The sequence below is a fragment of the Paenibacillus sp. NRS-1781 genome, assembly GCF_050467745.1.
GTDB lineage: Bacteria > Bacillota > Bacilli > Paenibacillales > Paenibacillaceae > Paenibacillus > Paenibacillus terrae_A.
Window position 1 is genome coordinate 40,502 of the sequence record NZ_JBITPI010000061.1, and the last position, 22,350, is coordinate 62,851.

At 45.4% G+C, this 22,350-nt stretch carries 22 protein-coding genes and 3 pseudogenes; 19 read left to right on the forward strand and 6 right to left on the reverse strand.

Translation table 11 applies throughout. The annotated features are described in order from the left end of the window. The first annotated feature begins 39 nt into the window (after window positions 1-39). From ACIFO6_RS21050 to ACIFO6_RS21060, 3 genes and pseudogenes are all read left to right on the forward strand, one after another. Window positions 40-495, forward strand: a complete 456-nt coding sequence (locus tag ACIFO6_RS21050; RefSeq protein WP_430043557.1) for a hypothetical protein — start codon at window positions 40-42, stop codon at window positions 493-495. A gap of 231 nt (window positions 496-726) precedes the next feature. Continuing rightward, a pseudogene (locus tag ACIFO6_RS21055) lies at window positions 727-1,865 on the forward strand (IS1182 family transposase); the annotation flags it as partial. A 411-nt stretch (window positions 1,866-2,276) separates the two neighbouring features. Continuing rightward, window positions 2,277-2,636: a DUF4181 domain-containing protein gene (locus ACIFO6_RS21060; protein WP_430043559.1), complete on the forward strand. Its 360-nt coding sequence runs from the start codon at window positions 2,277-2,279 to the stop codon at window positions 2,634-2,636. Between the two features lie 51 nt (window positions 2,637-2,687). Here the strand turns inward: ACIFO6_RS21060 and ACIFO6_RS21065 are convergent, their stop codons facing one another. The 3 genes from ACIFO6_RS21065 to ACIFO6_RS21075 form a co-directional block, all read right to left on the reverse strand. Beyond that, window positions 2,688-3,146 (reverse strand): hypothetical protein, encoded by a 459-nt coding sequence (locus tag ACIFO6_RS21065; RefSeq protein ID WP_430043561.1) that lies wholly within the window; start codon window positions 3,144-3,146, stop codon window positions 2,688-2,690. 457 nt (window positions 3,147-3,603) lie between these two features. Then, window positions 3,604-3,774 carry a helix-turn-helix domain-containing protein gene (locus ACIFO6_RS21070; protein WP_430043562.1) on the reverse strand — a complete coding sequence of 57 codons (171 nt, stop codon included), beginning with the start codon at window positions 3,772-3,774 and terminating at the stop codon, window positions 3,604-3,606. Next, entirely contained in the window at window positions 3,771-4,103 is a 333-nt protein-coding gene (locus ACIFO6_RS21075) for a sigma-70 family RNA polymerase sigma factor (RefSeq protein WP_430043564.1), read from the reverse strand. Before ACIFO6_RS21075 ends, ACIFO6_RS21070 begins: the two co-directional genes overlap by 4 nt. Before the next feature lie 172 nt (window positions 4,104-4,275). On the opposite strand from ACIFO6_RS21075, the gene ACIFO6_RS21080 reads away from it, so the two are divergent. The 6 genes and pseudogenes from ACIFO6_RS21080 to ACIFO6_RS21105 all read left to right on the forward strand — a co-directional run. Continuing rightward, window positions 4,276-4,416, forward strand: coding sequence for a hypothetical protein (locus tag ACIFO6_RS21080; RefSeq protein WP_430043565.1), 141 nt, complete (start codon window positions 4,276-4,278; stop codon window positions 4,414-4,416). A gap of 174 nt (window positions 4,417-4,590) precedes the next feature. Further along, the gene (locus ACIFO6_RS21085; RefSeq protein ID WP_430043567.1) at window positions 4,591-5,145 is read left to right on the forward strand and encodes a GNAT family N-acetyltransferase; all 555 of its coding nucleotides are present in this window, start codon (window positions 4,591-4,593) and stop codon (window positions 5,143-5,145) included. A gap of 248 nt (window positions 5,146-5,393) precedes the next feature. Next, on the forward strand, window positions 5,394-6,692 hold the full coding sequence (locus ACIFO6_RS21090) for an ABC transporter substrate-binding protein (protein WP_430043570.1): 1,299 nt from the start codon (window positions 5,394-5,396) through the stop codon (window positions 6,690-6,692). Window positions 6,693-7,006: 314 nt separating this feature from the next. Beyond that, on the forward strand, window positions 7,007-7,735 hold the full coding sequence (locus ACIFO6_RS21095; RefSeq protein WP_430043572.1) for a LytR/AlgR family response regulator transcription factor: 729 nt from the start codon (window positions 7,007-7,009) through the stop codon (window positions 7,733-7,735). 178 nt (window positions 7,736-7,913) lie between these two features. Continuing rightward, window positions 7,914-9,017: a hypothetical protein gene (locus ACIFO6_RS21100; protein ID WP_430043574.1), complete on the forward strand. Its 1,104-nt coding sequence runs from the start codon at window positions 7,914-7,916 to the stop codon at window positions 9,015-9,017. Between the two features lie 18 nt (window positions 9,018-9,035). Then, window positions 9,036-9,146 (forward strand): annotated as a pseudogene (locus tag ACIFO6_RS21105) (carbohydrate ABC transporter permease); the annotation flags it as partial. Here ACIFO6_RS21105 and ACIFO6_RS21110 read toward each other — a convergent pair. Then, window positions 9,136-9,993 carry an AraC family transcriptional regulator gene (locus ACIFO6_RS21110; protein ID WP_430043576.1) on the reverse strand — a complete coding sequence of 286 codons (858 nt, stop codon included), beginning with the start codon at window positions 9,991-9,993 and terminating at the stop codon, window positions 9,136-9,138. The pseudogene ACIFO6_RS21105 and the gene ACIFO6_RS21110 overlap by 11 nt on opposite strands. A gap of 137 nt (window positions 9,994-10,130) precedes the next feature. On the opposite strand from ACIFO6_RS21110, the gene ACIFO6_RS21115 reads away from it, so the two are divergent. Continuing rightward, window positions 10,131-11,417, forward strand: coding sequence for a Gfo/Idh/MocA family protein (locus tag ACIFO6_RS21115; RefSeq protein WP_430043579.1), 1,287 nt, complete (start codon window positions 10,131-10,133; stop codon window positions 11,415-11,417). 124 nt (window positions 11,418-11,541) lie between these two features. On the opposite strand, the gene ACIFO6_RS21120 is transcribed toward ACIFO6_RS21115, so the two are convergent. Next, entirely contained in the window at window positions 11,542-12,381 is an 840-nt protein-coding gene (locus ACIFO6_RS21120) for a carbonic anhydrase (protein WP_430043581.1), read from the reverse strand. Window positions 12,382-12,498: 117 nt separating this feature from the next. Then, on the reverse strand, window positions 12,499-12,864 hold the full coding sequence (locus tag ACIFO6_RS21125; protein ID WP_430043582.1) for a winged helix-turn-helix transcriptional regulator: 366 nt from the start codon (window positions 12,862-12,864) through the stop codon (window positions 12,499-12,501). A gap of 144 nt (window positions 12,865-13,008) precedes the next feature. On the opposite strand from ACIFO6_RS21125, the gene ACIFO6_RS21130 reads away from it, so the two are divergent. The 9 genes and pseudogenes from ACIFO6_RS21130 to ACIFO6_RS21170 all read left to right on the forward strand — a co-directional run bounded on the left by ACIFO6_RS21130 (window position 13,009) and on the right by ACIFO6_RS21170 (window position 22,003). Further along, the gene (locus tag ACIFO6_RS21130; RefSeq protein ID WP_430043584.1) at window positions 13,009-14,199 is read left to right on the forward strand and encodes an MFS transporter; all 1,191 of its coding nucleotides are present in this window, start codon (window positions 13,009-13,011) and stop codon (window positions 14,197-14,199) included. 171 nt (window positions 14,200-14,370) lie between these two features. Then, window positions 14,371-15,213: an aldo/keto reductase gene (locus ACIFO6_RS21135; protein WP_430043586.1), complete on the forward strand. Its 843-nt coding sequence runs from the start codon at window positions 14,371-14,373 to the stop codon at window positions 15,211-15,213. 168 nt (window positions 15,214-15,381) lie between these two features. Continuing rightward, window positions 15,382-16,413: a LacI family DNA-binding transcriptional regulator gene (locus tag ACIFO6_RS21140; RefSeq protein ID WP_430043588.1), complete on the forward strand. Its 1,032-nt coding sequence runs from the start codon at window positions 15,382-15,384 to the stop codon at window positions 16,411-16,413. 182 nt (window positions 16,414-16,595) lie between these two features. Further along, a complete protein-coding gene (locus ACIFO6_RS21145; protein WP_430043590.1) occupies window positions 16,596-18,071 on the forward strand; it encodes a glycoside hydrolase family 32 protein in 1,476 nt (491 codons plus the stop codon). A 69-nt stretch (window positions 18,072-18,140) separates the two neighbouring features. After that, window positions 18,141-19,559 carry a sucrose-specific PTS transporter subunit IIBC gene (locus ACIFO6_RS21150; RefSeq protein WP_430043591.1) on the forward strand — a complete coding sequence of 473 codons (1,419 nt, stop codon included), beginning with the start codon at window positions 18,141-18,143 and terminating at the stop codon, window positions 19,557-19,559. A gap of 424 nt (window positions 19,560-19,983) precedes the next feature. Next, window positions 19,984-20,568, forward strand: a complete 585-nt coding sequence (locus ACIFO6_RS21155) for a hypothetical protein (protein WP_430043593.1) — start codon at window positions 19,984-19,986, stop codon at window positions 20,566-20,568. A 41-nt stretch (window positions 20,569-20,609) separates the two neighbouring features. Continuing rightward, window positions 20,610-20,957, forward strand: coding sequence for a hypothetical protein (locus tag ACIFO6_RS21160; protein WP_430043595.1), 348 nt, complete (start codon window positions 20,610-20,612; stop codon window positions 20,955-20,957). A 135-nt stretch (window positions 20,958-21,092) separates the two neighbouring features. Next, a pseudogene (locus ACIFO6_RS21165) lies at window positions 21,093-21,341 on the forward strand (PTS transporter subunit EIIC); the annotation flags it as partial. Between the two features lie 47 nt (window positions 21,342-21,388). Further along, complete coding sequence (locus tag ACIFO6_RS21170) at window positions 21,389-22,003, forward strand: hypothetical protein (RefSeq protein WP_430043597.1); 615 nt, start codon at window positions 21,389-21,391, stop codon at window positions 22,001-22,003. The last annotated feature ends 347 nt before the right edge of the window (window positions 22,004-22,350 follow it).

Here is a 22,350-nt window from a genome sequence, read left to right on the forward strand (position 1 = left end):
GGTGTACGATGTGCGTGATCAACAAGGAGGCGAGAAACAATGACTGAATCGACGAAAAGAGTACGTATTTCCCAATGGGACGCGCTCATGCTGGAATCTTTACGCGCATTAGGCTGGTCGGATGAGGAGCTAATCCGTCGGGTGCAGCTCAACGAACTGCCGTCGGACGGACAGTCCGATTTTGATTATGCAGAGCTTGCCACCGGGCTGGCGTCCAAAGAGCCGGAGATTTTTGCAAGCGCGGTAACGGACGGATATCAGATCAAATACAACACGATACGGGGTATTCGTTCTTGGATTGCCGCTGCGTTTGGGCGTGAGCCTGACCTGTCACTGGTGGAAGGAAGCGAAGCCGTTACATCCGAGCTGACGAAGGCCGAGTATGCTCGGCTGGAGCAGGTGCTGTCGTTTGGTTGGGGTATACAGGAAGTACAGCCTGCCACTGGAGATACTGCGGGATTGTACCGAATTGTGCCTGCTGTCCAGACGGTATAAATTATGGGCTCGTTCTGCAAAATTAAGAGAAGTGAAAGGCCGTAATTTAAATGTTACCATAGGGTATATAATTGGGCCGATACGAGAGTGTCTAAGCCGATTTAGGTGTCACGGTTTAGGCACTCTCGCGCTTAACCCACCTACGGAGCGAAGATTAAAAGCTGAGGACCAGATTTAGAAGGTATAATACGATATTCATAATGTCTATGTGCGATAATCTAGAAAGGCATAGCTAAACGCCAATTGGAGCGCGAAATCCAGACCAACTTGGCCTATCGCTGGTTTCTGGGACTGGGATTGACCGACAAAGTTCCAGACCACACCACGATTAGCTGGAATCGGCGAACCCGATTTAAAGATACGAATATCTTTCAGGATATTTTCGATGAGATTGTTCTCCAAGCGATTTCACACCGAATGGTAGGTGGGCGTGTTCTGATGACTGACTCCACCCACGTGAAAGCCAATGCAAATAAACACCAGTACACCAAACAGCAAGTCCTGCAAAATATCAAGGATTACGTGGACGAGCTCAACACCGCCGTAGCCGAAGACCGGAAAGAGCATGGAAAAAAGCCCTGAAACCCAGAGAGGAAGTGAACGAGGAGAAAGAAATAAAAGTGAGCAAGACCGATCCAGACAGCGGATATATGATTCGGGATGGCAAACCGGAGGGCTTCTTTTATCTGGATCACCGCACGGTGGATACCAAATACAATCTCATTACCGATGTGCATGTCACGCCCGGAAATGTCCATGATTCCGTGCCTTATTTGTCGCGTTTGGACCGTCAGCAAGAACGTTTTAAATTTAAGGTCGAAGCCGTAGCCTTAGATTCGGGTTATTTAACTACACCGATTTGCCGAGGACTACAAAGCCGAAAGATTTTTGCCGTCATTGCTCACCGCAGGTTTCATCCCAAGCAAGGATTGTTTCCAAAGTGGAAGTTTACCTTTGATGCTGAGCGTAATCTCTATATTTGTCCGGCGAGTCACGAATTAAATTACCGGACGACAGACCGCAAGGGATACCGGCAATACGCTTCCAATTCAGAGCAGTGCAAGACCTGTCCTTTGCTAGGTCAATGCACGCAATCCCAAAACCACCGAAAGGTGGTGACCCGACATGTTTGGGAGGACAGCAAGGAATGGGTGCGGAACAACCGACTCAGTAAATCTGGCAAGCAGTTGTATCGCAAACGAAAAGAGACGATAGAGCGAAGCTTCGCGGATGCTAAACAGCTCCATGGATTTCGCTATTGCCGTTTGCGCGGACTCCCAAACGTTAGGGAGCAAGCACTGATGACGGCGGCTGTCCAGAACATGAAGAAGATGGCGATCCATCTGGATCGCCTGGAAAAGCAGGGGTAACCCCCTCGGTTTCCCGATTTCGCATAGGCTAGAACATACAAAGAAACCCAAGGTCTTAAAATGACCTGGGTTTCTCGACAATCTGAGGGCGGAATTAATCCGCCCTTTTTTTTATGCTTACTACTTAGGCTACATCATAGGAAACTGTCGTATAGTAAGTGTAGTACCCCATTGTCGGGCCTTCATGACACTCCATCCAGATTGTCGATACTACTTTGAATCGGGTGAACTGTCTAGGATTATCGACAAGATTTTGCAACAAGCCTACAAAATTCTGTCTTTCAGTATAGGTCCACATGTTTGCACTTCATGACAGCTACGTTGTTCAATACAAAAAAGAAAGCCTCGAACCGGAAAAGATTGGATCATATGTTTATTGATGCATGAAAAATTTGTATTGGTATAGTATAGTTGAACAAATGGAAAAAGAAGGTGATACCAATGACTTTTGCTCTTGTATTATTTATTGCTGCTGTGATTCAATTTGCTCTGGATAAAATTATCAGCAAAACAGATGAGAAGATATCAGACACGGATGGTTTTATCCCATACAGGTGGTTCGTTGTGATTGGGGGTATTGTGGTAATTTTGTCAGTTCTTTTTGTTAAAGATCCTTATAAATATGTTTGGATTGGCGTATTACTTATTCTAGTGTTCGGTGTTCGATCTATCCTCCAATGGAAATATATTCGAAGTTCACAAAAACATATTATTTCACTATTGATGATGGCCATATCTGTAGTTGGTACAATTGTTTACGTTTTAATTTAACAAAAAAACCGCACAATTAGTGCGGTTTTTTTGTTGTACTACTATTGATGATTAAGAAGCGTAAATCCAAGTTCCATCGAGCCGTTGCATGCGGTAAATAGAACCAGCTTGAGTGATGTAACGTGTTGTACCTCCAGCGTTGGAGTACTCTACAAAAGCAGCTTCAAATTCAATACGTTTGTATTTGTTGGTGTTCACATTAAACCAGCTAGCGTGTCGCGAAGTCCCGTTCAGACCAGCGGTGATAGAGTTGAGGAAATAGTTAGTTGCTAGTGAGCCAGCAATAAGAGAACCCAATCCCAATGCTACACCAGCAGCAGTTCTTGTAGCAAAGGCAAGAGCAAATATGGTACTCGCTTCACCAGCGATGGTACTGAGTTGTTTTCTAATCCAGCTTTCGCTTTCTTTCCGTTTAACGGCATCCACGGTAATTTGTTGTGCTCGAACCATTAGGTTAAGTTCAGAGGCACTAACACTAATTCTTTCAGTATATTCACGAACATCAGCCATGATAAAATTCCTCCAATTTTAATAGATTTAATTAAGAGATAGGGTAGGAATCAAACTAAGCTGTACCCCGCAGCCTAGTTGATTGAATTAGGTGTGTTGAGAATGAACTTGAATTGATGGAGTCGCTGACATCCAAATGGCTCCACATTCTTTTGATATCAGTCTTCAATTCTCCTTCACTTATGTAGGTGATTTAAGGCTGTGAATTACAACCAAATCGTGAAAATTGCGAATACATAAATTTCCTCTAATTCATGTACTTTGCTCGATTATCCCCTACACTTATATAGGAGTTGGGGGCTGTAACTACACAACCTGAACACGAATTTTTTTCTGGATCAAGAAAATTCCCCTCCATGCGAGAAGAGTTGAGGAGTATATTCCAACCTCGACCCTAGCAAAATCTAAATAAGCTGCCCCGGTAGGTAACCGGAAGCAGCTTATCGCTAAGGACTTTTTATTTCTTCATGATAAACTCAAGAAGTTCGGTTTTCATACTCTGGATGGCATCCTCTTTTGGCATACGGATAAATTTACTTAATCTCTTAATATCTGGATCGAAATATTGAAAAATTGCATTCATGGCCTCTACATCGGATTTGGTTTGGGCAAGTGCTACTAATTTCATAAACTCATCATCTGACATAAATCGTGAAGCGCCTTCTTTTTCCATTTGTTCACCGCCTGTTGTGTAATATGGAGTTCCTTGGCAACTTGGACTTCGGTTTTATCGTTTATGTAAATTTCATGGATGACCTTTTTGCCTACCTCAGACCTTAATCTATTAATATATGATTGCATCGTTATTTTGTTATCAGACTCTTCGGAAAAAGAGGATTGAAAGAGATTAGGCTTGGATTCTAAAGAAATTTCACGTTTCCGATTGCGTTTTGTACGATACTGCATTCGCCAAGCAATTCTGTAAAGCTCACGTCGATAATCTTCAATAGCACCCATCGGAAATTTCCTCCCTTATGTTGTTCATATACGCATATATAAGGTAGGGAGTTATCAAAATCTATATAACAACCAAATTATAGAATCAATGTTCTTTTATTAGCGAAAATAATATAATTTTGATTTTTTTTGGAACTATTTGAAATTGACTTGAAGAAGCCACTGAAAATTCGTGAAGGATATAGGCGATATGGGGAAGCTGCTGGAGGATCTTTTCCCTAGTATGCTGGCATGGGCAGCCGAAAAAAGGAACGGAAAAAGAACCGTGTCCGCCAAGCGTAAGGGATCGCTGTTGCTAAAAAAGAATGGGTGAAGTTTGGAAGGTCTAAGAGACAGATAATTGGGGCCGGGATTTATGTGAGCGTACGATAAGTGGAAATCCAGAGAGATTACCGTAGCCGAAGTTATACGTGAACTAGGTATGGGCAAAACGAGTCTTTATGATATAGTTTTCATACATACTGATATAAGAGAGTTGGGGTGCAGCATGACAACACTACAAATTGTCGATCCATTCGTGAATCCGGAAATACGCGCGTTTCAGGCAGGCGCTGAGGATCAGGCTGAGGTGCAGGAGTTAATTTTACAGACTGCCAGATGGCTGCACAGCAAGGGCTCGACTCAATGGGGCAAGTTGTTAAAAGGGAAGGATGATCATAATCTGGAAGGCGCCATTTCGCGCGGAGAAGTGATCATTTTTCGAACATCAGAGGGGCACCTCTTGACAGGCTCCATGATTCTGCAACAGCAACCCAGTGCATGGGATCATAAGCTGTGGGGGCTAGATGCTGCTGATTCCGACGGAGGAACCTCAGTATATTTGCATCGCCTGGTTGTGGATCGGGATAGAACCGGGAAGGGACTAGGTCGTGAACTGGTGCAATGGATTGAAAAAGGAATTCATTTCACAGGCAAGGATCGAATCCGATTAGACTGTATTGCGGGGAATGACAAGCTTAGTCAGTTTTACAGACAATGCGGCTATACCTATATAGGTGAAACGGGCGGCTATAATATTTTTGAAAAGATGCTATCGAATTGAGCTGTAAGAAAAGAAAACTGAAGTGAGCAAAAGGGACGTCTGGACAAACAGACGTTTTTTTGTTTTTTGGAACCCGTCCTGACCATTTACTTTGTGTTACCACTTTAAGTAAACGTAAAATTTTTATTTATACATGAAAAAGGGGGATATCGCGTCTCCCTCTTTTACATATGATGATAAGAGAATTTTTGTAAGCGCTTCATGTCAGTATGTCATACAACTATGCGAAGCTACAGGAGGCGGTTAAGATGGACAATTACATGAGCTGGATAAAAATTGGTTTTTTTCTCATCGTTCTGTTGTTACTTGCAGCGGCATGCACTACCTCTCCCAAGCTGGAAAACACGGATGGGAGAAAATTCCCGATGATCATGCAAGTCTGGGGGAATCCTGCGGAGGTGAAGGTGTACCAGCGTGCACTGGATTTATTCGAAAAGGAAAACCCGAATATTGAGGTTAAGCTGGTGCCTGTACCGGGCGACCAATATGAGCAAAAGCTGCTGACACAGCTTCAGGGAAGTCGCGGGCCGGATGTATTTTATTCGTATGAGCCGACGATTGCACGTTTAATTGGAGCGAAGCAGGTGCAGCCGTTGGGTGAATTTTTAAAAAGTGATGCCAGTAATGTAAAAGCCGAGGATTTCCCGGAAGGCTTGTGGGGTCCGGCGAAGCGTGATGGGGAAATCTACGGGGTCACTCCTGACTCCAATCCGATGGTGATGTATTACAACAAAAAGGTCTTTAAGGATGCCGGTATGAAGACACCGCAGGAATATTATGACGAGGGCAAGTGGAACTGGGACGCTTTTGAGGAAGTCACATCGAAGCTGAAATCTGCCGGAAAGCAGGGCTATATTGCAGAAAACGGGTGGGCTCACTGGTATTCATGGGTGTGGTCGAATGGCGGTCGGATTTTTGATGAACAAGGCAAGTATGTACTGGATCACAATGAAAAGGGCAAGGAAGCCTTCCGCTTCATGTACGATATGGTGAACAAGGGAAATGCGGTATATCTCGGCTCGCTTCCCAAGGGGCAGGGGGCTGACGCCATGTTCATGTCCAACCAGGTCGGTATGCTGGCGGCGGGAAGATGGCTGGAGCCTCTGTTCAGTCCAAATAAAAGCCTCGACTTTGATTATATTTACTGGCCCTCCAACACAGGCAAAAATGAACCTGTCGCCATTCCGGTTGCTTACGTAGCCGTAAACAAAAACAGCCCGCATCTGCAAGAGGCCATGAAGCTGGCTGCATTCTACGTCTCCGTGAAGGGGCAGGTGGCGCGACTGGTTGAAGGTGGGAATGCCATGGGTACGCTTGCCGCCGCAGATGAGAGCATTATGAAAACGGCGACGATTGAGCATTCCAGCTATTTGACCGAAGGACGTGACAAAGGGCATGCGCATGGCTCTGCACTGGCCTACGACGCACAGATACCGGGATTAAACTCAGATATCACGAAAACGATTGACCTGATGTTCTTGGGCAAGCAGGATGCGGCGGCAACGATTGAGAAGCTGAATCAGATCATATCCAAGGCGGTCAAGTAGGCACGGAATAAGGCCGTGACCGGGGAGGAAGGTGACAAGATGCAGAACAAGTATCAAGCGCTGTGGGGCTACCTATTTATTAGCCCCCAGTCTCTGGGTCTGTATGTTTTTCGCTGTTGCCATTGCTATATGTGTTTGCCAGGTTCTGATTAATTACCCCTTAAAAAGTCATAATTTCGCCTTGAAAATAAGCAAGGAATTCGGGTCGTCCAAGTAGAAGTTGTTGTTGTCGAGGTGACAAAAGCTTCATCGAGGCGCTCTGAATTCCTTAAATCACTTGTATCTTAACTGTGCAAATGAAGGAGTGGTATGCCGTGAAAGTCGTAATTTGTGAAGACGAATGTTGTTGGGGCGATGCGTTAAAAGCGTCTATATCTCGGTGGGCTCTAAATAAAAATATAGAGTTGCAATGTACTGATTTTTATTCGTCCCAGAAATTAGTTCAATATCTTAATGCTCACATAGATATAGACGTAGTTTTGCTCGATATTTCGCTAAGTAGTGAAGAAGATATTGATGGGTTGGCTACAGCAAAGCATATTCGGAAAATGGGGAATCGGGTACCTATCATTTTTGTTACAGTTGATTCTGCTCGTGCTATTGACGGATATTTAGTTGAAGCCATGGGCTTCTTGAAAAAACCTATTGACGAGAAGCGACTTTCGCTATTTCTGGATAGGGTAGTGAAGCGAAAAAAACCGGAACGAGTATTTACTATTATTGCAGAGTCCACGATAAATATGGTTCGTCAAAGTGATATAGCTTTTGTAGAAGTGAATAATCATACAATAATCTATCATACAACAAAAGAGGAAATCTATCTTAGAGGAACATTAAATAAAGTGATGCAGTTATTAGGCTGTGAGAATTTCATCCAGATACATAGGTCATATGTGATTGCAAAATCTAAAATCTACAGAGTAAAAATAACTTATCCATATTCCGTGGATATTCTCAATGGTCATGAGATTACCCATCTTCCCGTGAGCAGAAATTATATTAATAACCTGCTTGAGGTGTACTCAGATGATGTATTGCAGTGAATATTATGAATACAGTATGCCTTCTTGTAAAACGGAAATTTATTCGTATTTCATGCTGTTTACGTCATCAACATACTATCTACGCCAGCCCCTTGAAAATTCTTCTGTACTGTTTGATAATCTGGACATAACAGAAGAAACGATTGACTCATATTCAAAACTACGAAAGGAGTACAATATGAAATTTGTCAAAAAAAGCGTTAGTTATATTTTGGCCATACTGCTCATGTACGGTGTTTTAGCAGTTCCCTCTTTCGCGGCCAATGAAACAACACCGCAAGTGGCTAAGGAAGAGGCGAAAAATGCAGAAATTCAATCCATGCCCGCTATATCGTATTCTGCCATGGATACTCAAAAATTTGACAATCTAGATGAAATATCTCCGAACGAAGCAAAAAAGATTTCCACAGATTCTACCCAGAGCAGAACCGTTAAACCGCAAAGCGCATGGGGTATCTCCGAACCTGTATTTGTAGGAGATGGCACTCTTAGTGAATCATTTGATAGTTATGTGGTTTCTCTCACTGCAAAGCAGCTTTCATTTCTAAAGCTGGATTCCAGCAATACAAATTTGTTGGCTATTCTGTACAATGTCAATGCCAACGGCTCGTTAGGCAGTTCTACTGGATGGGGTGTTAAAGCAAACGGAGGTCACTCATACGTTAATATCCCGGCAGGGAAATATGCGATTGTAATTGGTTCTGCAACAGGTGAAGAAAGAGGTAACTATAAATTGATGTGGAATGCTTCAAATCCATCAGGTGCTTCTTCCATTATCAATTGTACAGCCGACCTTTCCAGAGTCGTCTTGTATTATAATCTTTCAACAATCCGCAGTAACGGAGATAATATCTTGGCAGAACTCAAATGGGAAAATCACGAAACATGGTATACCCCAAATGGGTATTCAGCTAGAGATATGAGCATGTCAGTAGCTGAAGTAAAGGGTGTATATTTGGGGTCATTCTCCAGTAGTTTACCCTATTTCGCTCCAAATGCCTTACTGATTGATATCAGTAAGGGATCATGGCTCTATATGAACAGCTATTATCGTAATGTAGAGGGAGATGTAACGCACATTATGGATTACTTCGATCTTTCTGGTCTTAAAACTCCGAGAACCTTTGGAACAGAGCATACCGATTTTTCGTATGGTCCTAATTACATCGTTATTAATTTGGACACATTCCAAGTTTGTGAGTTCTTAAGTCCATTTAATTATCATTATACTTCAGACGGTGGCCGCACTTATTCGCTTACCAAGCTACAAAAAATTTCTTAAAGCGAAAATAACCTCCTGCTTATCTATCTCAATACACCAGAGAAATTCACGGTTCCGGTGCTGCTCGTCTATATGATTGCTCAAAAACAAATTATCGAAGGTATTACCTTGACGGGTATCAAGGGGTAGGGGCGTCTCCCTGCTCCTTTTTCTGTTCTTTTCGATACTGTAACGGGGTATGTCCAGTTAATTGCTTGAACACACGGCCAAAGTGAGCGATGCTGTCAAAGCCCGTTTTTTCAGCAATGGCGGTCACTTTCCAGCTCGTTTCTCTCAGATACGCTCGTGCTTGCTGAACCCGGACATCCTGAAGATACTCTACTAGGGTAAAGCCTGTGGTCTGCTTGAAAATCCGGCACAAATACGTACTGCTGATATAAAAATGCCGTGCCAGTTGATCCAGGGTCAGCCTCTCCGCATAATGGGCATGCAGGTATTCGATGACCGCATACACTCGCTGCTGCTTCTCGCTGCGTTCCGGCGCAATGGTGTCGGGGGTGGAGGATTGTATGCGGCCAATTCGGATAAGCAGCTGGAGCAGCAAGCTTTGGAGATACATATGGCGGTATGCATGGTCTTGATGGTACTCATCCAGCATTTGCTGGAACAGATGCTCCAGATCGCGCTGTTCCTCCGCCGAAGGGCGAAGCAGAAAGCTTTTCTCCGGCAGGAGGGGCTGCTTCTGATCGCTGGACGGGGTGTCAGGCATCGACATGGCAACAAACGCTTCATCAAAATTGATCAGAATTCGCTCATGGCTACCGTTGCCCTTGTTACTCGTGCGATGAAAATCGTGTTTGCTGATCCAGATCAGATCGCCCTTCTGTAGAGCGTATACCCGCTGATTAATGTAATAGTAGCGCTCTCCTGCCAGCAGATAATAGATTTCATGTGCTTGGTGAACATGGTCAGCGGACATGCTGAACGGCTCTGTCCGTAGCGCTTGCTCGATGGAAAAACGGGGTGTGGCGATCACATCAACGGTCCCCTTTACGAGAAAATTAAAATGGATAATATATGTATACTTTAAGGACAAATTCACAATAAATGCGAAGAATTCGCTCTTTCTTATACTATAAAATAAAAGTAATTCATGCAAAGGGTGTGAGCCAATTGGCTAAAATCAAATATGCACTTGTAGGTACTGGAGGAAGAGCCGAATTTTTTTACGGTGAAGTTGTTACCGTTTTCAAGGATACCTCGGAGCTGATCGCGTTCTGTGACGTCAATCAGACGAGAATGGACTATGCCAACCGGCTGTTGCAGGAGAAATACGATCATGAGCCGATTCAGACCTATAAAGCCCATGAATTTGAACGAATGATTGCAGAAACGAAGCCGGATATCGTCATCGTCACGACCATTGACCGTGTGCATCATCAGTATATTATCCGGGCGATGGAGCTGGGCTGTGATGTTATTTCCGAGAAGCCGATGACGGTGGATGAGGATAAATGCCAGGATATTTTGGACGCCATAGATCGCACGGGACGCAAGCTACGCGTCACCTTTAACTACCGCTATGCGCCGCATAATACGAAAATCCGCGAGATTATTATGGACGGGACGCTTGGTAATATCTTGTCGGTCAATTTCGAATGGCTGCTGAACACACAGCACGGTGCGGATTATTTCCGACGCTGGCACCGGGATAAGCGCAATAGTGGCGGTCTGTTGGTGCATAAATCGACGCATCATTTTGATCTGATGAACTTTTGGCTCGGCTCGAAGCCGGAGACGGTATATGCGATGGGCGATCTGAAATTTTATGGCCGGGAAAATGCGGAACAGCGTGGTGTGACTGAGTTCTATCAACGGGCTTACGGCAGCAAGGCAGCGGAAAATGACCCGTTTGCGTTGCATCTGGACCGTAACGAGCACCTGAAAAGCATGTATCTGGATGCCGAGCATGAGGATGGCTATGTGCGGGATCAAAGCGTATTTGGCGACAATATTAGCATTGAGGACACGCTGAGTGTCATGGTGAAGTACAAGAACAAGACAGTCATGAACTACTCGCTGAATGCTTACATGCCTTGGGAGGGCTTTATCATCGTGTTCAACGGCACCAAGGGTCGGATGGAGGTACGGGTATCCGAGCAATCCTACGTTAATTCCGGGGGCAGTAAGGCAGACGAGGGGGCGTTAAAAGAAAAAACCATCACGATCTATCCCCACTTTGCAGCACCTTATGAGGTAGAGGTAGAGGAAGGCGTGGGTGGTCATGGCGGTGGTGATCCAGTCATGCTGCGGGATATTTTTGATCAGCCGGCAGATGATCGGTTCCATCGCGCAGCCTCACATATAGATGGAGCTTGGTCTATTTTAACGGGCATTGCCGCCAATCGCTCCATCCGTACGGGCCAGCCAGTAAAGGTGGAGGAACTGGTTCATTTGTAAAGAAGGGCAACCACTAAAATAACCAAGAAGCTCCCTGTTTATCTTATGGACAGAGGGGCTTCTTGGTTATTTTACTATCAGCGGCGGCAGAGTTTCTGTTAGCTGTCGTGGGGTACTTATTTCATTATTTATCGGTAGTCAGTTCACGTGCTCCCAGTTGTTGTACAGGGCGATGGTTATCGGGAAAAAGGGCAGCGAACCGGCTGATTTGGTCTGCTGACATCTCGATAGGCTGTTCCAGCACGGTCCAGTTCACATGCTCTGTGCAAGGTGGAGTGGTCAGAGAACCGTTATAGCGAATCGAGTGCAGGTCCTTCGGCAGAAGAATAGCGAGATTCAGTTCTCCCTCCAGAGCCTCTTCCTGAGAAACATCTTTTGGCAGTTTGGACCAAATACGGCTGAAAGCCTTATTCTCCTTGCCGCCTTGAATGAGTACTCCTAAGACGGCGGTGCTGCCGTTGTCACCCTGATGAACAAAATGAAGCTCCATATCGGCATTTTTACCATCTATTTGGTGTTCACTGGGATGATGGAAGTGAAACTGCTTTAAAGTGAATTTAGTACCGTCCAGTACAATATTATTACCGGGGCTGGCTGCATTGATTTGAACGGTGTGTCCATTATTCAGGATGGATACTTTCGTATTGGTGTAGTGAACCTGTATCGGCTGCTGCGTTTGCCAGGCTTCCATTCGAGAATGTTCTATGTTGACAGGGGATTGTTCGTGGCCGTTACCACAAGCGGCAAAATCCTTTTCCAGCTCTCCCCAATGCTCCGGTCCCTGATCTCCTTCATAAGACCAGTGTGGACTTTTCTGAACAACCGCATGGGCGGCGCTACCAGTCGGTGAAGACAAAGTATTCGTAGATTTGGAAGTGGCGGGCTGAGCATTACATCCGGTTGCCGACACAACCAGGAAAATAGCAAACATGCTGGACAAGCAAACTCTCCAGTTTTTTTTCATTGTGCATGATCCTTCTTCCCAAAGTAGAGTATGTGAAACTTTTTACATTGTAAATTATTGTACAAAGTTCCATCAAGGGTACAAGGACTTAGGAAGAAGGAAGGGGTGTAATCTTTTTTACAGCTGGTTCAGAATGTTATCCTCTAATACAACGGATTTATCCCCGTACTCCTTAATAATATGCTTTTCTCCCCAAGCACACAGAGAATCCAAAATGCTCTTCAGACTACATCCATATTCACTAAGCTCGTACTCTACTTTGGGAGGCACCTGATTGTAGCTAATTCGATTGACGATGCCGTCCTCCTCTAATTCCCGAAGCTGCTGCGTCAGCATTTTTTGTGTAATCGAAGGCATGATGCGTTTCAATTCGCTTGTCCGCATTTTCCCATGTGTCAAATGACACAGGATCACACACTTCCACTTCCCACCGATAACCTCTAAAGTCGCCTCAACCGAGATGTTGTATTTTTTCTGACCCAATGTCGATCCCTCCGTGTGTTTCACCTTGTTTAGGGTACTTTTTGGTACCTATATCACTAAAAAGTACGTACTGTTCATACTTGCTTGAATAACTCATAATAACATCTGCTGGTCGAAGATTTCTATAGATTAGGAGTGAAACACATGTCGTCAGACTCAAAAAGAAGCATTTGGCCATTACTGGCTTTAGCCGTAAGCGCCTTTGCCATTGGGACAACAGAGTTCATCAGCGTGGGACTGCTTCCCCTGATCGCTGAGGACTTGCACATATCTGTAACCATGTCCGCCTTAACCGTCACGTTGTATGCCTTAGGAGTAACCATCGGGGCTCCCGTTTTGACCTCGTTAACATCCAGTGTTCCCCGTAAAACGCTGCTGCTGTGGATCATGATTGTATTTATTGCAGGCAACAGCCTCGCAGCGTATTCCGGTGGAATTGTTATGCTGCTGATTGCACGTGTGATCTCGGCATTCTCCCATGGGGTGTTCATGTCCATTGGCTCCACCATCGCAGCCGATCTTGTACCCAATGACCGCCGAGCCAGTGCCATTTCCATTATGTTCTCCGGGCTGACCGTAGCCACGGTCACGGGTGTACCCTTGGGAACCTTTATCGGGCAGCAATGGGGCTGGCGAGCGGCCTTCATGGCGATTGTGATCGTCGGTGTGGTGGCACTCATTGCGAATCTGATTTTGCTGCCATCTACGCTGCGCAAAGGGAACAGAACCCCTTTCCGCGAGCAAGTCACACTGGTTACCAATGGCCGCTTGCTGCTTGCATTTATCATTACAGCCTTGGGGTATGGAGGCACGTTTGTGGTGTTTACTTATTTATCTCCATTGCTTCACGACATAACCGGATTTAAGCAGAGTACGGTAACGTTCATTCTTTTGCTGTATGGAATCGCGATTGCTATTGGGAATGTTGTGGGTGGAAAAGCTGCGAACCGCAAGCCGCTTTCGGCTTTATTTTACATGTTCCTAATTCAAGCAATTGTCCTGCTCGTTCTGTTGTTCACGGCTCCTTTTAAAACCGCCGGACTGATTACGATCTTTTTTATGGGATTGCTTGCATTTATGAACGTGCCTGGTCTACAGGTATATGTGGTGATGTTGGCCGAACGCTTTGCCCCCAAAGCCGTAGATGTCGCTTCCGCCGTCAATATTGCAGCCTTCAACGCCGGGATAGCCATTGGAGCATACGTGGGTGGAAGGGTGACTGATTCCTGGGGTCTTATTCATACGACCTGGATCGGGGCGATGATGGTTTTCGCTGCGGTTCTACTTACAGGCTGGAGTCGCACGCTAGAAAAAAGGGATACGGCTACTGCTTAAATGGAATATTTATGAAAAGATTTTGTCCCCGGATTTCTACCTTAAACCTAGGCTTTATTTAAGAAATCCGGGGGCGGTGGCGATGGGAAGCACCATCCGACTGCGTAGTAGCACGATAAGAAACTTTTAGTTCAGCTTATATAGTAGATAATTTAGGAAGGAAGATAAACAATGACTCAAAACCTACAAAGCACAACAACATTGCACAACGGAGTTCACATGCCTTGGTTCGGAATCGGGGTATTTAAGGTGGAGGAAGGCTCAGAGCTGGTCGATGCCATCAAGGCGGCTGTGAAGCATGGTTATCGCAGTATAGATACAGCCGCAGCCTACGCTAACGAAAATAGTGTAGGACAAGCCATCCGGGAAGCTCTTCAGGAAAATAATCTGTCCAGAGAAGACCTATTCGTAACGTCCAAAGTGTGGAATGCCGATCTGGGGTATGAAGAGACACGGGCAGCCTATCAAGTAAGCCTGGACAAGCTGGGTCTGGACTATCTGGATCTGTATCTGATTCATTGGCCGGTTCAAGGCAAGTATAAAGAAGCCTGGAGAGCTTTGGAGTCCTTATATAAAGAAGGGCGGATCAAGGCTATCGGAGTCAGCAACTTCCAGATTCATCATTTGGAAGACCTTATGAAGGATGCAGAGATCACACCAATGGTGAATCAGGTAGAGTTTCATCCACAATTAACACAAGCCGAGCTGCTGCAATTCTGTCAAAAGCACAACATTCAAATGGAAGCTTGGTCCCCGTTAATGCAAGGCCAATTGCTTGATCATGCGGTACTGCAAGACATAGCGACCAAGTATGGCAAATCGGTGGCGCAAGTGATTTTGCGCTGGGATGTGCAGCAGGGAGTTGTCACCATTCCCAAGTCTACCAAGGCGCATCGGATTGTCGAAAATGCCGACATTTTTGATTTTGAATTGACGCAAGAGGATATGGATCGAATTCAGGCGTTAAATGCGAATTATCGGGTAGGTCCCGATCCGGATAACTTTGATTTTTAAACTCTATTTCCAAGATACGCCGTTCCTTTCTTCCATGAAAGGAGCGGTGTTTTTTGTCCTTGATGGGTCTGGAGCCACAGCATTCCAACCCCGCCATATGGTATTATAGGGTATGATAAAAGAGACGTTTTGGAAGCTTGTGAAAATGAAGACAATCCGGGGGACCTCATGAATAAGACGATTGCAGATATAGCCCAAATGGCTGGCGTGGCCAAGAGCACGGTATCCCGTTTTTTGAACGGCGGGGCTGTCAGCGTGGATACGAGACGTAAAATTGAAAAGGTGGTCAAGGCCACGGGTTATGTGCCTAATACCTTTGCCCAGAGCCTGAAAGCAAAGCGAACTAACATTATCGGAACCGTTGTGCCGCGTCTGGATTCCTTTGCCACATCCCATACGCTGATGGGTATAGATGAAGAGCTGCGGGCCCAGCATTATCAGATGCTGATCTCGAATACGAGTCAGGATGTGAAGCGTGAAATCGAAGCCATTTACGAGCTGGGTCGGCAAAAGATTTCCGGTATTATTTTACTGGCTGCTGAAATTACCGATGAGCATCTGACCGCGATCCGCGACATTGCGATTCCGGTTTTGCTGGTAGGGCAGCAGCACACGCAGCTTCACAGCCTTATCCATGATGACTACCGGGCGGGATATGATATCGGCGCATATGTTCTATCACAGGGCCACCGTGAAATTGCCTACGTCGGCGTTACGGAAAAGGATGTTGCTGTCGGTGTGCGGCGCAAGGAGGGCTTTAAGCAGGCTGTTCGGGATGCATTGCCCGATCAAGCTCATAGGGACGATGTGAAGCAACTGGAGCGATCCGCCGGGTACGATATCAGATACTATGAAACCGGTTTTAAAATGTCCGATGCACGAGTGGCTGCGTCTGCGATTTTAGATGGATTTAAGCCGTCGTTAATGGTGTGTGCTACGGATAATATTGCGCTTGGCGTGATCAACGCGGCGTATTCCAGAGGAATTGCCATTCCGTCGGAATTGTCAGTGACTGGCTTCGGGGGATACGATATTACGGAGGTGGTTCATCCTGCGCTAACAACCGTGCAATATCCTTACATGGAAGCAGGACGCGTAGCGGCGCAAAATATTGTAAGGCTGGTAGAACACAAGCCAGTAGAGAAAGTGACTGTTATGAATTATTCTCTTAGAGAGAGAGAAAGCGTTGACAAACGCTGAACAGGTGGATTATAATTTCTACGAAACCGGTTCCATAGTGCTGTGCACAAGTGGAATCGGTTGCAATCCCATGGATGAATATATTTTTTTAATTGTACGGGAACCGGTTCCTGTATATTATTTTTTGATTCAATTGGAACCGGTTCCTGAGGTAAAAGTTTTAATAAGAATGAGGTACACCTATGAAAATGACAAAAGAACAAAAGTATCGACTGATTGAGCAGGCAGAGCCGGGTGAAATAGCCAGCTTGGAGAAACAGGTGGAGCAATGTCATTGGCGGCAGGAGTTTCATATTCAGCCATCGACAGGCTTGCTCAATGATCCGAATGGCTTTTCGTATTATCAGGGTGAATACCATTTGTTCTTTCAGTGGTTCCCATTTGGAACCGATCATGGAATGAAATACTGGTATCATTTGAAGTCCAGAGATTTGGTCACATGGGACGACGCAGGCATCGGAATCGCACCGGGCGATTACTTTGATTCACATGGTGCTTATTCAGGCAGCGCGATGGAGCATGAGGGCAAGCTGTATATGCTATATACGGGAAATACACGTGACGGGGACTGGATCAGACATCCTTATCAATGTATGGCCGTTATGGATGAGAGCGGTCTCATTACAAAATGGGAGCATCCCGTTATTCCAAACGTGCCGGAAGGCTATACGGATCATTTTCGTGATCCCAAGCTGTGGAAGGACGGGGACAGCTTTTACTGTGTGATTGGTGCCCAAAGAGCGAATGCAACAGGCTGCGCCGTCCTTTATCGGTCAACGGACCTCCATACGTGGCAGTTTGAGGGTGAACTGCGCACAGGACTGGAGACATTTGGATACATGTGGGAATGCCCGGATTATTTTGAACTGGACGGCTCGGGTGTATTGGTATTTTCTCCTCAGGGCCTGGAGCCTTCCGGAGATGAGTATCACAATATTTATCAGTCGGGTTACGTGATCGGCAAGCCGCTGGATACCGGGACCAGGATATTGGAGCACGGAGCATTCCGCGAGCTGGACCGTGGCTTTGACTTTTATGCTCCGCAGACAATGGTTGACCCGCAGGGGCGGCGTATTATGGTGGCGTGGATGGGATTACCGGATATTGATTGTCCGACAGATCCGAACGGATGGGCGCATTGCCTGACGCTGCCGAGGGAGCTTACGCTTCATGAGGGTAAACTCATACAAAGGCCGATACCTGAGCTAACTACGCTGCGTAGAAAGCGTGAGGATCGGGTGGCTGACACGTTAACGTCAGAGAGCAAAACCTATACGGGCTTCAAGGGAACAGCCTATGAGCTGATTTGTGAGTATGATCTTTTGAGCGCCAAGGCGTGCGGTATTGAATTCCGCGCAAGTGCGACCGAGAAAACGGTGATCCGATATGATGCCGTCAGCCGCAAGCTTGTGCTGGATCGTTCGCAATCGGGTGAGCCTGTCGCTGCTTCGTATGGTGAGATAAGACAGTGCGCCATGAATGGGGACCATATCAAGCTGCATCTGTTCGTGGATACGTCTTCGGTGGAAATTTTCGTCAATGATGGGGAAGAGGTGTTCACCAGTCGTATTTTTCCGCACCCAGAGAGTGACGAAATACGCTTTTTTGCCGACAAGGGAGAGGCTCTCTTCCAAGCGGTAAAATGGGATTTTACATGAATATTCAACATCATCAAGTGGATCGTTAATCATCAATAACATGACGGAATGAACTAAAGGATGAACATCATGGCGGAGAACCGGGAAATAGCCAAAGAAGTGATCCAAGCAATCGGTGGGAAGGACAATATTGCGTCCTTTGCTCACTGTGCAACACGTCTGCGGATTATGGTGCATGACAAGGAGAAGATTGATCAGAAAAAGGTCGAAGAAATCGACAAGGTCAAAGGAGCTTTTTTCAACTCGGGTCAGTATCAGATTATTTTTGGTACAGGTACGGTCAATCGGATTTTTGAAGAAGTCGAGAAGCTCGGAGTAACCGGAACATCTAAAGAAGAAGTGAAGAGCCAGGCGAAAAAGGAGGGCAACGTCTTCCAACGCTCCATTCGTACCTTTGGCGACGTATTTGTACCGATCATTCCGGTGCTGGTTGCTACGGGGCTGTTCATGGGCTTGCGCGGCTTGCTTACCCAGCCGCAAATTCTGGCCCTGTTCGGCATGACGTCGCAGGATATTTCACCGAATTTCCTATTGTTTACCCAAGTTTTGACGGATACGGCTTTTGCTTTTCTACCTGCGCTGGTCGCGTGGTCAGCCTTTAGAGTATTCGGCGGTAGCCCGGTGCTCGGTATCGTCCTCGGTTTGATGCTGGTGAATCAGGCGCTGCCCAACGCCTATGCTGTTGCGGACGGCTCAGCCCAGCCCTTGACGATGTTCGGCTTCATTCCGGTGGTAGGCTATCAGGGCTCGGTATTGCCAGCCTTCTTCGTGGGCCTGATCGGAGCCAAGCTGGAGCGTGCGCTGCGCAAACGGGTCCCCGAAGCGCTGGATTTGATTCTTACACCGTTTTTAACACTGTTGATCATGATTGTACTGGGGCTGTTTGCCATCGGTCCGGTTTTCCATTCTTTTGAAGAGTGGGTACTGCAAGGAACGACGTTTGTACTGGATTTGCCTTTCGGTATTGCAGGGATTGTTATCGGTTTTCTCCATCAAATTGTTGTCGTTACGGGTGTGCATCATATATTTAATTTTCTGGAAATTCAACTGCTCGAAAAGAATGGCGTAAACGCCTTCAACGCCATCATTACTTGCGCTATGGCTGCCCAAGGTGCGGCTTGTTTGGCAGTTGGACTGAAAACGAAGAACAGCAAGCTGAAGGCGTTAGCGCTTCCTTCCTCGTTGTCCGCTTTTCTGGGGATTACGGAGCCGGCTATTTTCGGTGTTAACCTGAGATATATGAAGCCTTTTGTCATGGGGCTGATCGGTGGGGCGGTCGGTGGGTTTATCGCTTCGCTCTTCCATTTGGCGGCTACAGGTATGGCCATTACGGTCATTCCGGGTACATTGCTCTACATGAACCACCAGCTTCCGCTTTATATCTTGGCGAACGTGGCTGCTATGGCAGTAGCTTTTGTCCTGACCTGGATGTTCGGGTATAACGATAAAATGCTGGAGGAAGTCAAAACAGCAGGTTCCTCCAATTAACACCACCTAGATGGTATGAATAAGTAAGCACACGCCTAGGAATTAAATGTAACGGTCGTTCTACTTTGGAGCGCTCTCGCCCCTTGTTAAAAAGGGCTGCTAGAGAAAGTATCCAAGTGGGGCGGCCGTTTTTCTTTGAAATTTAGTATTTCGTACCCGGTTACGCATCATGACTTTGATCGCCAGTCAGTTCGGAAGCGCAACGGGTTGCCAGAGTATTTACAATGACATGGACTTGGGTCGTAGAATAGTTTCCTTCCTTTAATGCGGTATTCCTTGACAAACTGTAGCGATTTTTATCAAATCCCGAAAAACAAAATTTTATGTCAATCAGGTAAAAATTTCAAAAAATATATATACGATGGTTATTTTGTGTGTTATCATATAGAAGTTGTTAAAATTTAGTATTTGGAGGCAATTATCTGTGAAAAAACTTCTTGTAACAATGCTAGTTATTATGTTAGTGGCCATTGGGTTGAATCCTGCAAGCTCTTATGCAGATTCATCTTCATCGGCTAAAGCCCCTTCTAACCAGTCCCTATTCCCACCCTACTCCTCAATTGTTAATTCGGATACGCTCTTGAGCGGCTTGACGCTTGAGGAGTATAATGAAGCTATAGCCAATGCAGTTCCACTGGAGTCAGTAATTGTAAAAAGTGATAAAACTCAATCCATTGAAAAAATTTCCCCTATGGCTGTGCCATCTTGGTCATTTAGCCACCTAGGTCGTAACGATGGATTTTGGTCAGATAAGTTTTCAATTGGTTATGCAGGGTATGTGCCTGTAAGTGTGGTGCAGTGGGGAGATGATAGTTCTTGGTCTCAACCCGATGTTGGTTATACACTCGTGAGTAGAGATTATTTGGGCAAGGTTCGCATGGTTTCCGGAAGATATACAGGCACGAATGCAAAATTTGAAATCAAGGTACCAGAAGCTGGACAATACCAAATGTTAGTTAATAATTTAAATAACTACACTATTTCAGGGAACGGATTCATGGGTTATTAAATTTTGTTAATTGGATTATTTTTGGAAGGGAGGAAGTGAGTGTGAACAAGCGACTCAGACCAGCTGTTATTATCTTAAGTCTAATTGTCGTTGTCGGAGGGGCGGTGGCTGTTATCAAAAGTCAGACCTTTGCGAACAGCAGTAAGCCTCAAACCCAAACTACCAATGATCCTGACTGGCTCACACCTGAGAAGAAGAAGGAGATAAACGAGAAAGTGTTATCTTCACAAGCAGAAATTATACACTCAAAATATGGAGATTTTTTCCCTGTTGAAGTTCCGAATGAGTATCCAAGCGATCAGGTTGCAAATCGGGACAATCAAGAGCAGATAACAGCTCAGACAAAGCAAGTTATCAAGAATAATTTTGTTTACGAAAAAAAAGAGTGAAAAAATTATTTTTTCTAGAACGCTTGTAAAAATAAGCGTTCTTTTTTGTGCGCCATGCATGGTGCGTAACTAGGCGGTGAAAGTCCGCTATGGGAGCTGACAGCTGCCAACCATTAGCCAAGAGCAAGGGTGTCCGCCGTGAGGCAGAAAACGAAGAACAACAAGCTGAAGGCGTTAACGCTTCCTTCCTCGTTGTCCGCTTTTCTGGGGATTACGGAGCCGGCTATTTTCGGTGTTAACCTGAGATATATGAAGCCTTTTGTCATGGGGCTGATCGGTGGGGCAGTCGGCGGGTTTATCGCTTCGATCTTCCATTTGGCGGCTACAGGTATGGCCATTACGGTCATTCCGGGTACATTGCTCTACATGAACCACCAGCTTCCCAGTCTCTATTCCCACCCTACTCCTCAATTGTTAATTCGGATACGCTCTTGAGCGGCTTGACGCTTGAGGAGTATAATGAAGCTATAGCCAATGCAGTTCCACTGGAGTCAGTAATTGTAAAAAGTGATAAAACTCAATCCATTGAAAAAATTTCCCCTATGGCTGTGCCATCTTGGTCATTTAGCCACCTAAGTCGTAACGATGGATTTTGGTCAGATAAGTTTTCAATTGGTTGTGCAGGTTCGCATGGTCAGGGGTTATTAAATTTTGTTAATTGGATTATTTTTGGAAGGGAGGAAGTGAGTGTGAACAAGCGACTCAGACCAGTAGTTATTATCTTAAGTCTAATTGTCATTGTCGGAGGGGCGGTGGCTGTTATCAAAAGTCAGACCTTTGCGAACAGCAGTAAGCCTCAAACCCAAACTACCAATGATCCTGACTGGCTCACACCTGAGAAAAAGAAGGAGATAAACGAGAAAGTGTTATCTTCACAAGCAGAAATTATACACTCAAAATATGGAGATTTTTTCCCTGTTGAAGTTCCGAATGAGTATCCAAGCGATCAAGTCGCAAATTGGGACAATCAAGAGGAGATAACAGCACAGACAGAGCAAATTCTCTATAATAATTTTGTTTACGAAAAAAAAGAGAAAAAAAACTAATTTTTTCTAGAACGCTCGTAAAAATGAGCGTTCTTTTTTGTGCGCCATGCATGGCGCGTAACAGGCGGTGAAGGTCTCTTGAAGAGTGGGCACTGTAAGAACGACATTTGTACTGGATTTGGCGTAAATGCCTTCAACACAATCATTACTTGCGCTATGGACCCAGTTAACAAGAGGAATGTGGGTTTGGATAAAAAAGCAATTATTTATTTGTATAGCTAAAAAAGCTCTGCCGACCAATTAAGGTTAGCAGAACTTTTTTAGCTATCCGTTTAAGCACCTCCAATTTGGTCATAAAGTTGTATTCTCTGATTATGAGTATTCGACTGAACAGGTACAGTAACAAT

What these genes read in the sequence shown, in the direction of transcription:
- ACIFO6_RS21100 (WP_430043574.1), top strand. Translation starts at nt 7,914, where the DNA reads ATGAAATTTGTCAAAAAAAGCGTTAGTTATATTTTGGCCATACTGCTC.
- ACIFO6_RS21065 (WP_430043561.1), bottom strand. Translation starts at nt 3,146, where the DNA reads ATGGCTGATGTTCGTGAATATACTGAAAGAATTAGTGTTAGTGCCTCT.
- ACIFO6_RS21135 (WP_430043586.1), top strand. Translation starts at nt 14,371, where the DNA reads ATGACTCAAAACCTACAAAGCACAACAACATTGCACAACGGAGTTCAC.
- ACIFO6_RS21070 (WP_430043562.1), bottom strand. Translation starts at nt 3,774, where the DNA reads ATGAAATTAGTAGCACTTGCCCAAACCAAATCCGATGTAGAGGCCATG.
- ACIFO6_RS21090 (WP_430043570.1), top strand. Translation starts at nt 5,394, where the DNA reads ATGGACAATTACATGAGCTGGATAAAAATTGGTTTTTTTCTCATCGTT.
- ACIFO6_RS21075 (WP_430043564.1), bottom strand. Translation starts at nt 4,103, where the DNA reads ATGGGTGCTATTGAAGATTATCGACGTGAGCTTTACAGAATTGCTTGG.
- ACIFO6_RS21150 (WP_430043591.1), top strand. Translation starts at nt 18,141, where the DNA reads ATGGCGGAGAACCGGGAAATAGCCAAAGAAGTGATCCAAGCAATCGGT.
- ACIFO6_RS21130 (WP_430043584.1), top strand. Translation starts at nt 13,009, where the DNA reads ATGTCGTCAGACTCAAAAAGAAGCATTTGGCCATTACTGGCTTTAGCC.
- ACIFO6_RS21145 (WP_430043590.1), top strand. Translation starts at nt 16,596, where the DNA reads ATGAAAATGACAAAAGAACAAAAGTATCGACTGATTGAGCAGGCAGAG.
- ACIFO6_RS21140 (WP_430043588.1), top strand. Translation starts at nt 15,382, where the DNA reads ATGAATAAGACGATTGCAGATATAGCCCAAATGGCTGGCGTGGCCAAG.
- ACIFO6_RS21050 (WP_430043557.1), top strand. Translation starts at nt 40, where the DNA reads ATGACTGAATCGACGAAAAGAGTACGTATTTCCCAATGGGACGCGCTC.
- ACIFO6_RS21085 (WP_430043567.1), top strand. Translation starts at nt 4,591, where the DNA reads ATGACAACACTACAAATTGTCGATCCATTCGTGAATCCGGAAATACGC.
- ACIFO6_RS21120 (WP_430043581.1), bottom strand. Translation starts at nt 12,381, where the DNA reads ATGAAAAAAAACTGGAGAGTTTGCTTGTCCAGCATGTTTGCTATTTTC.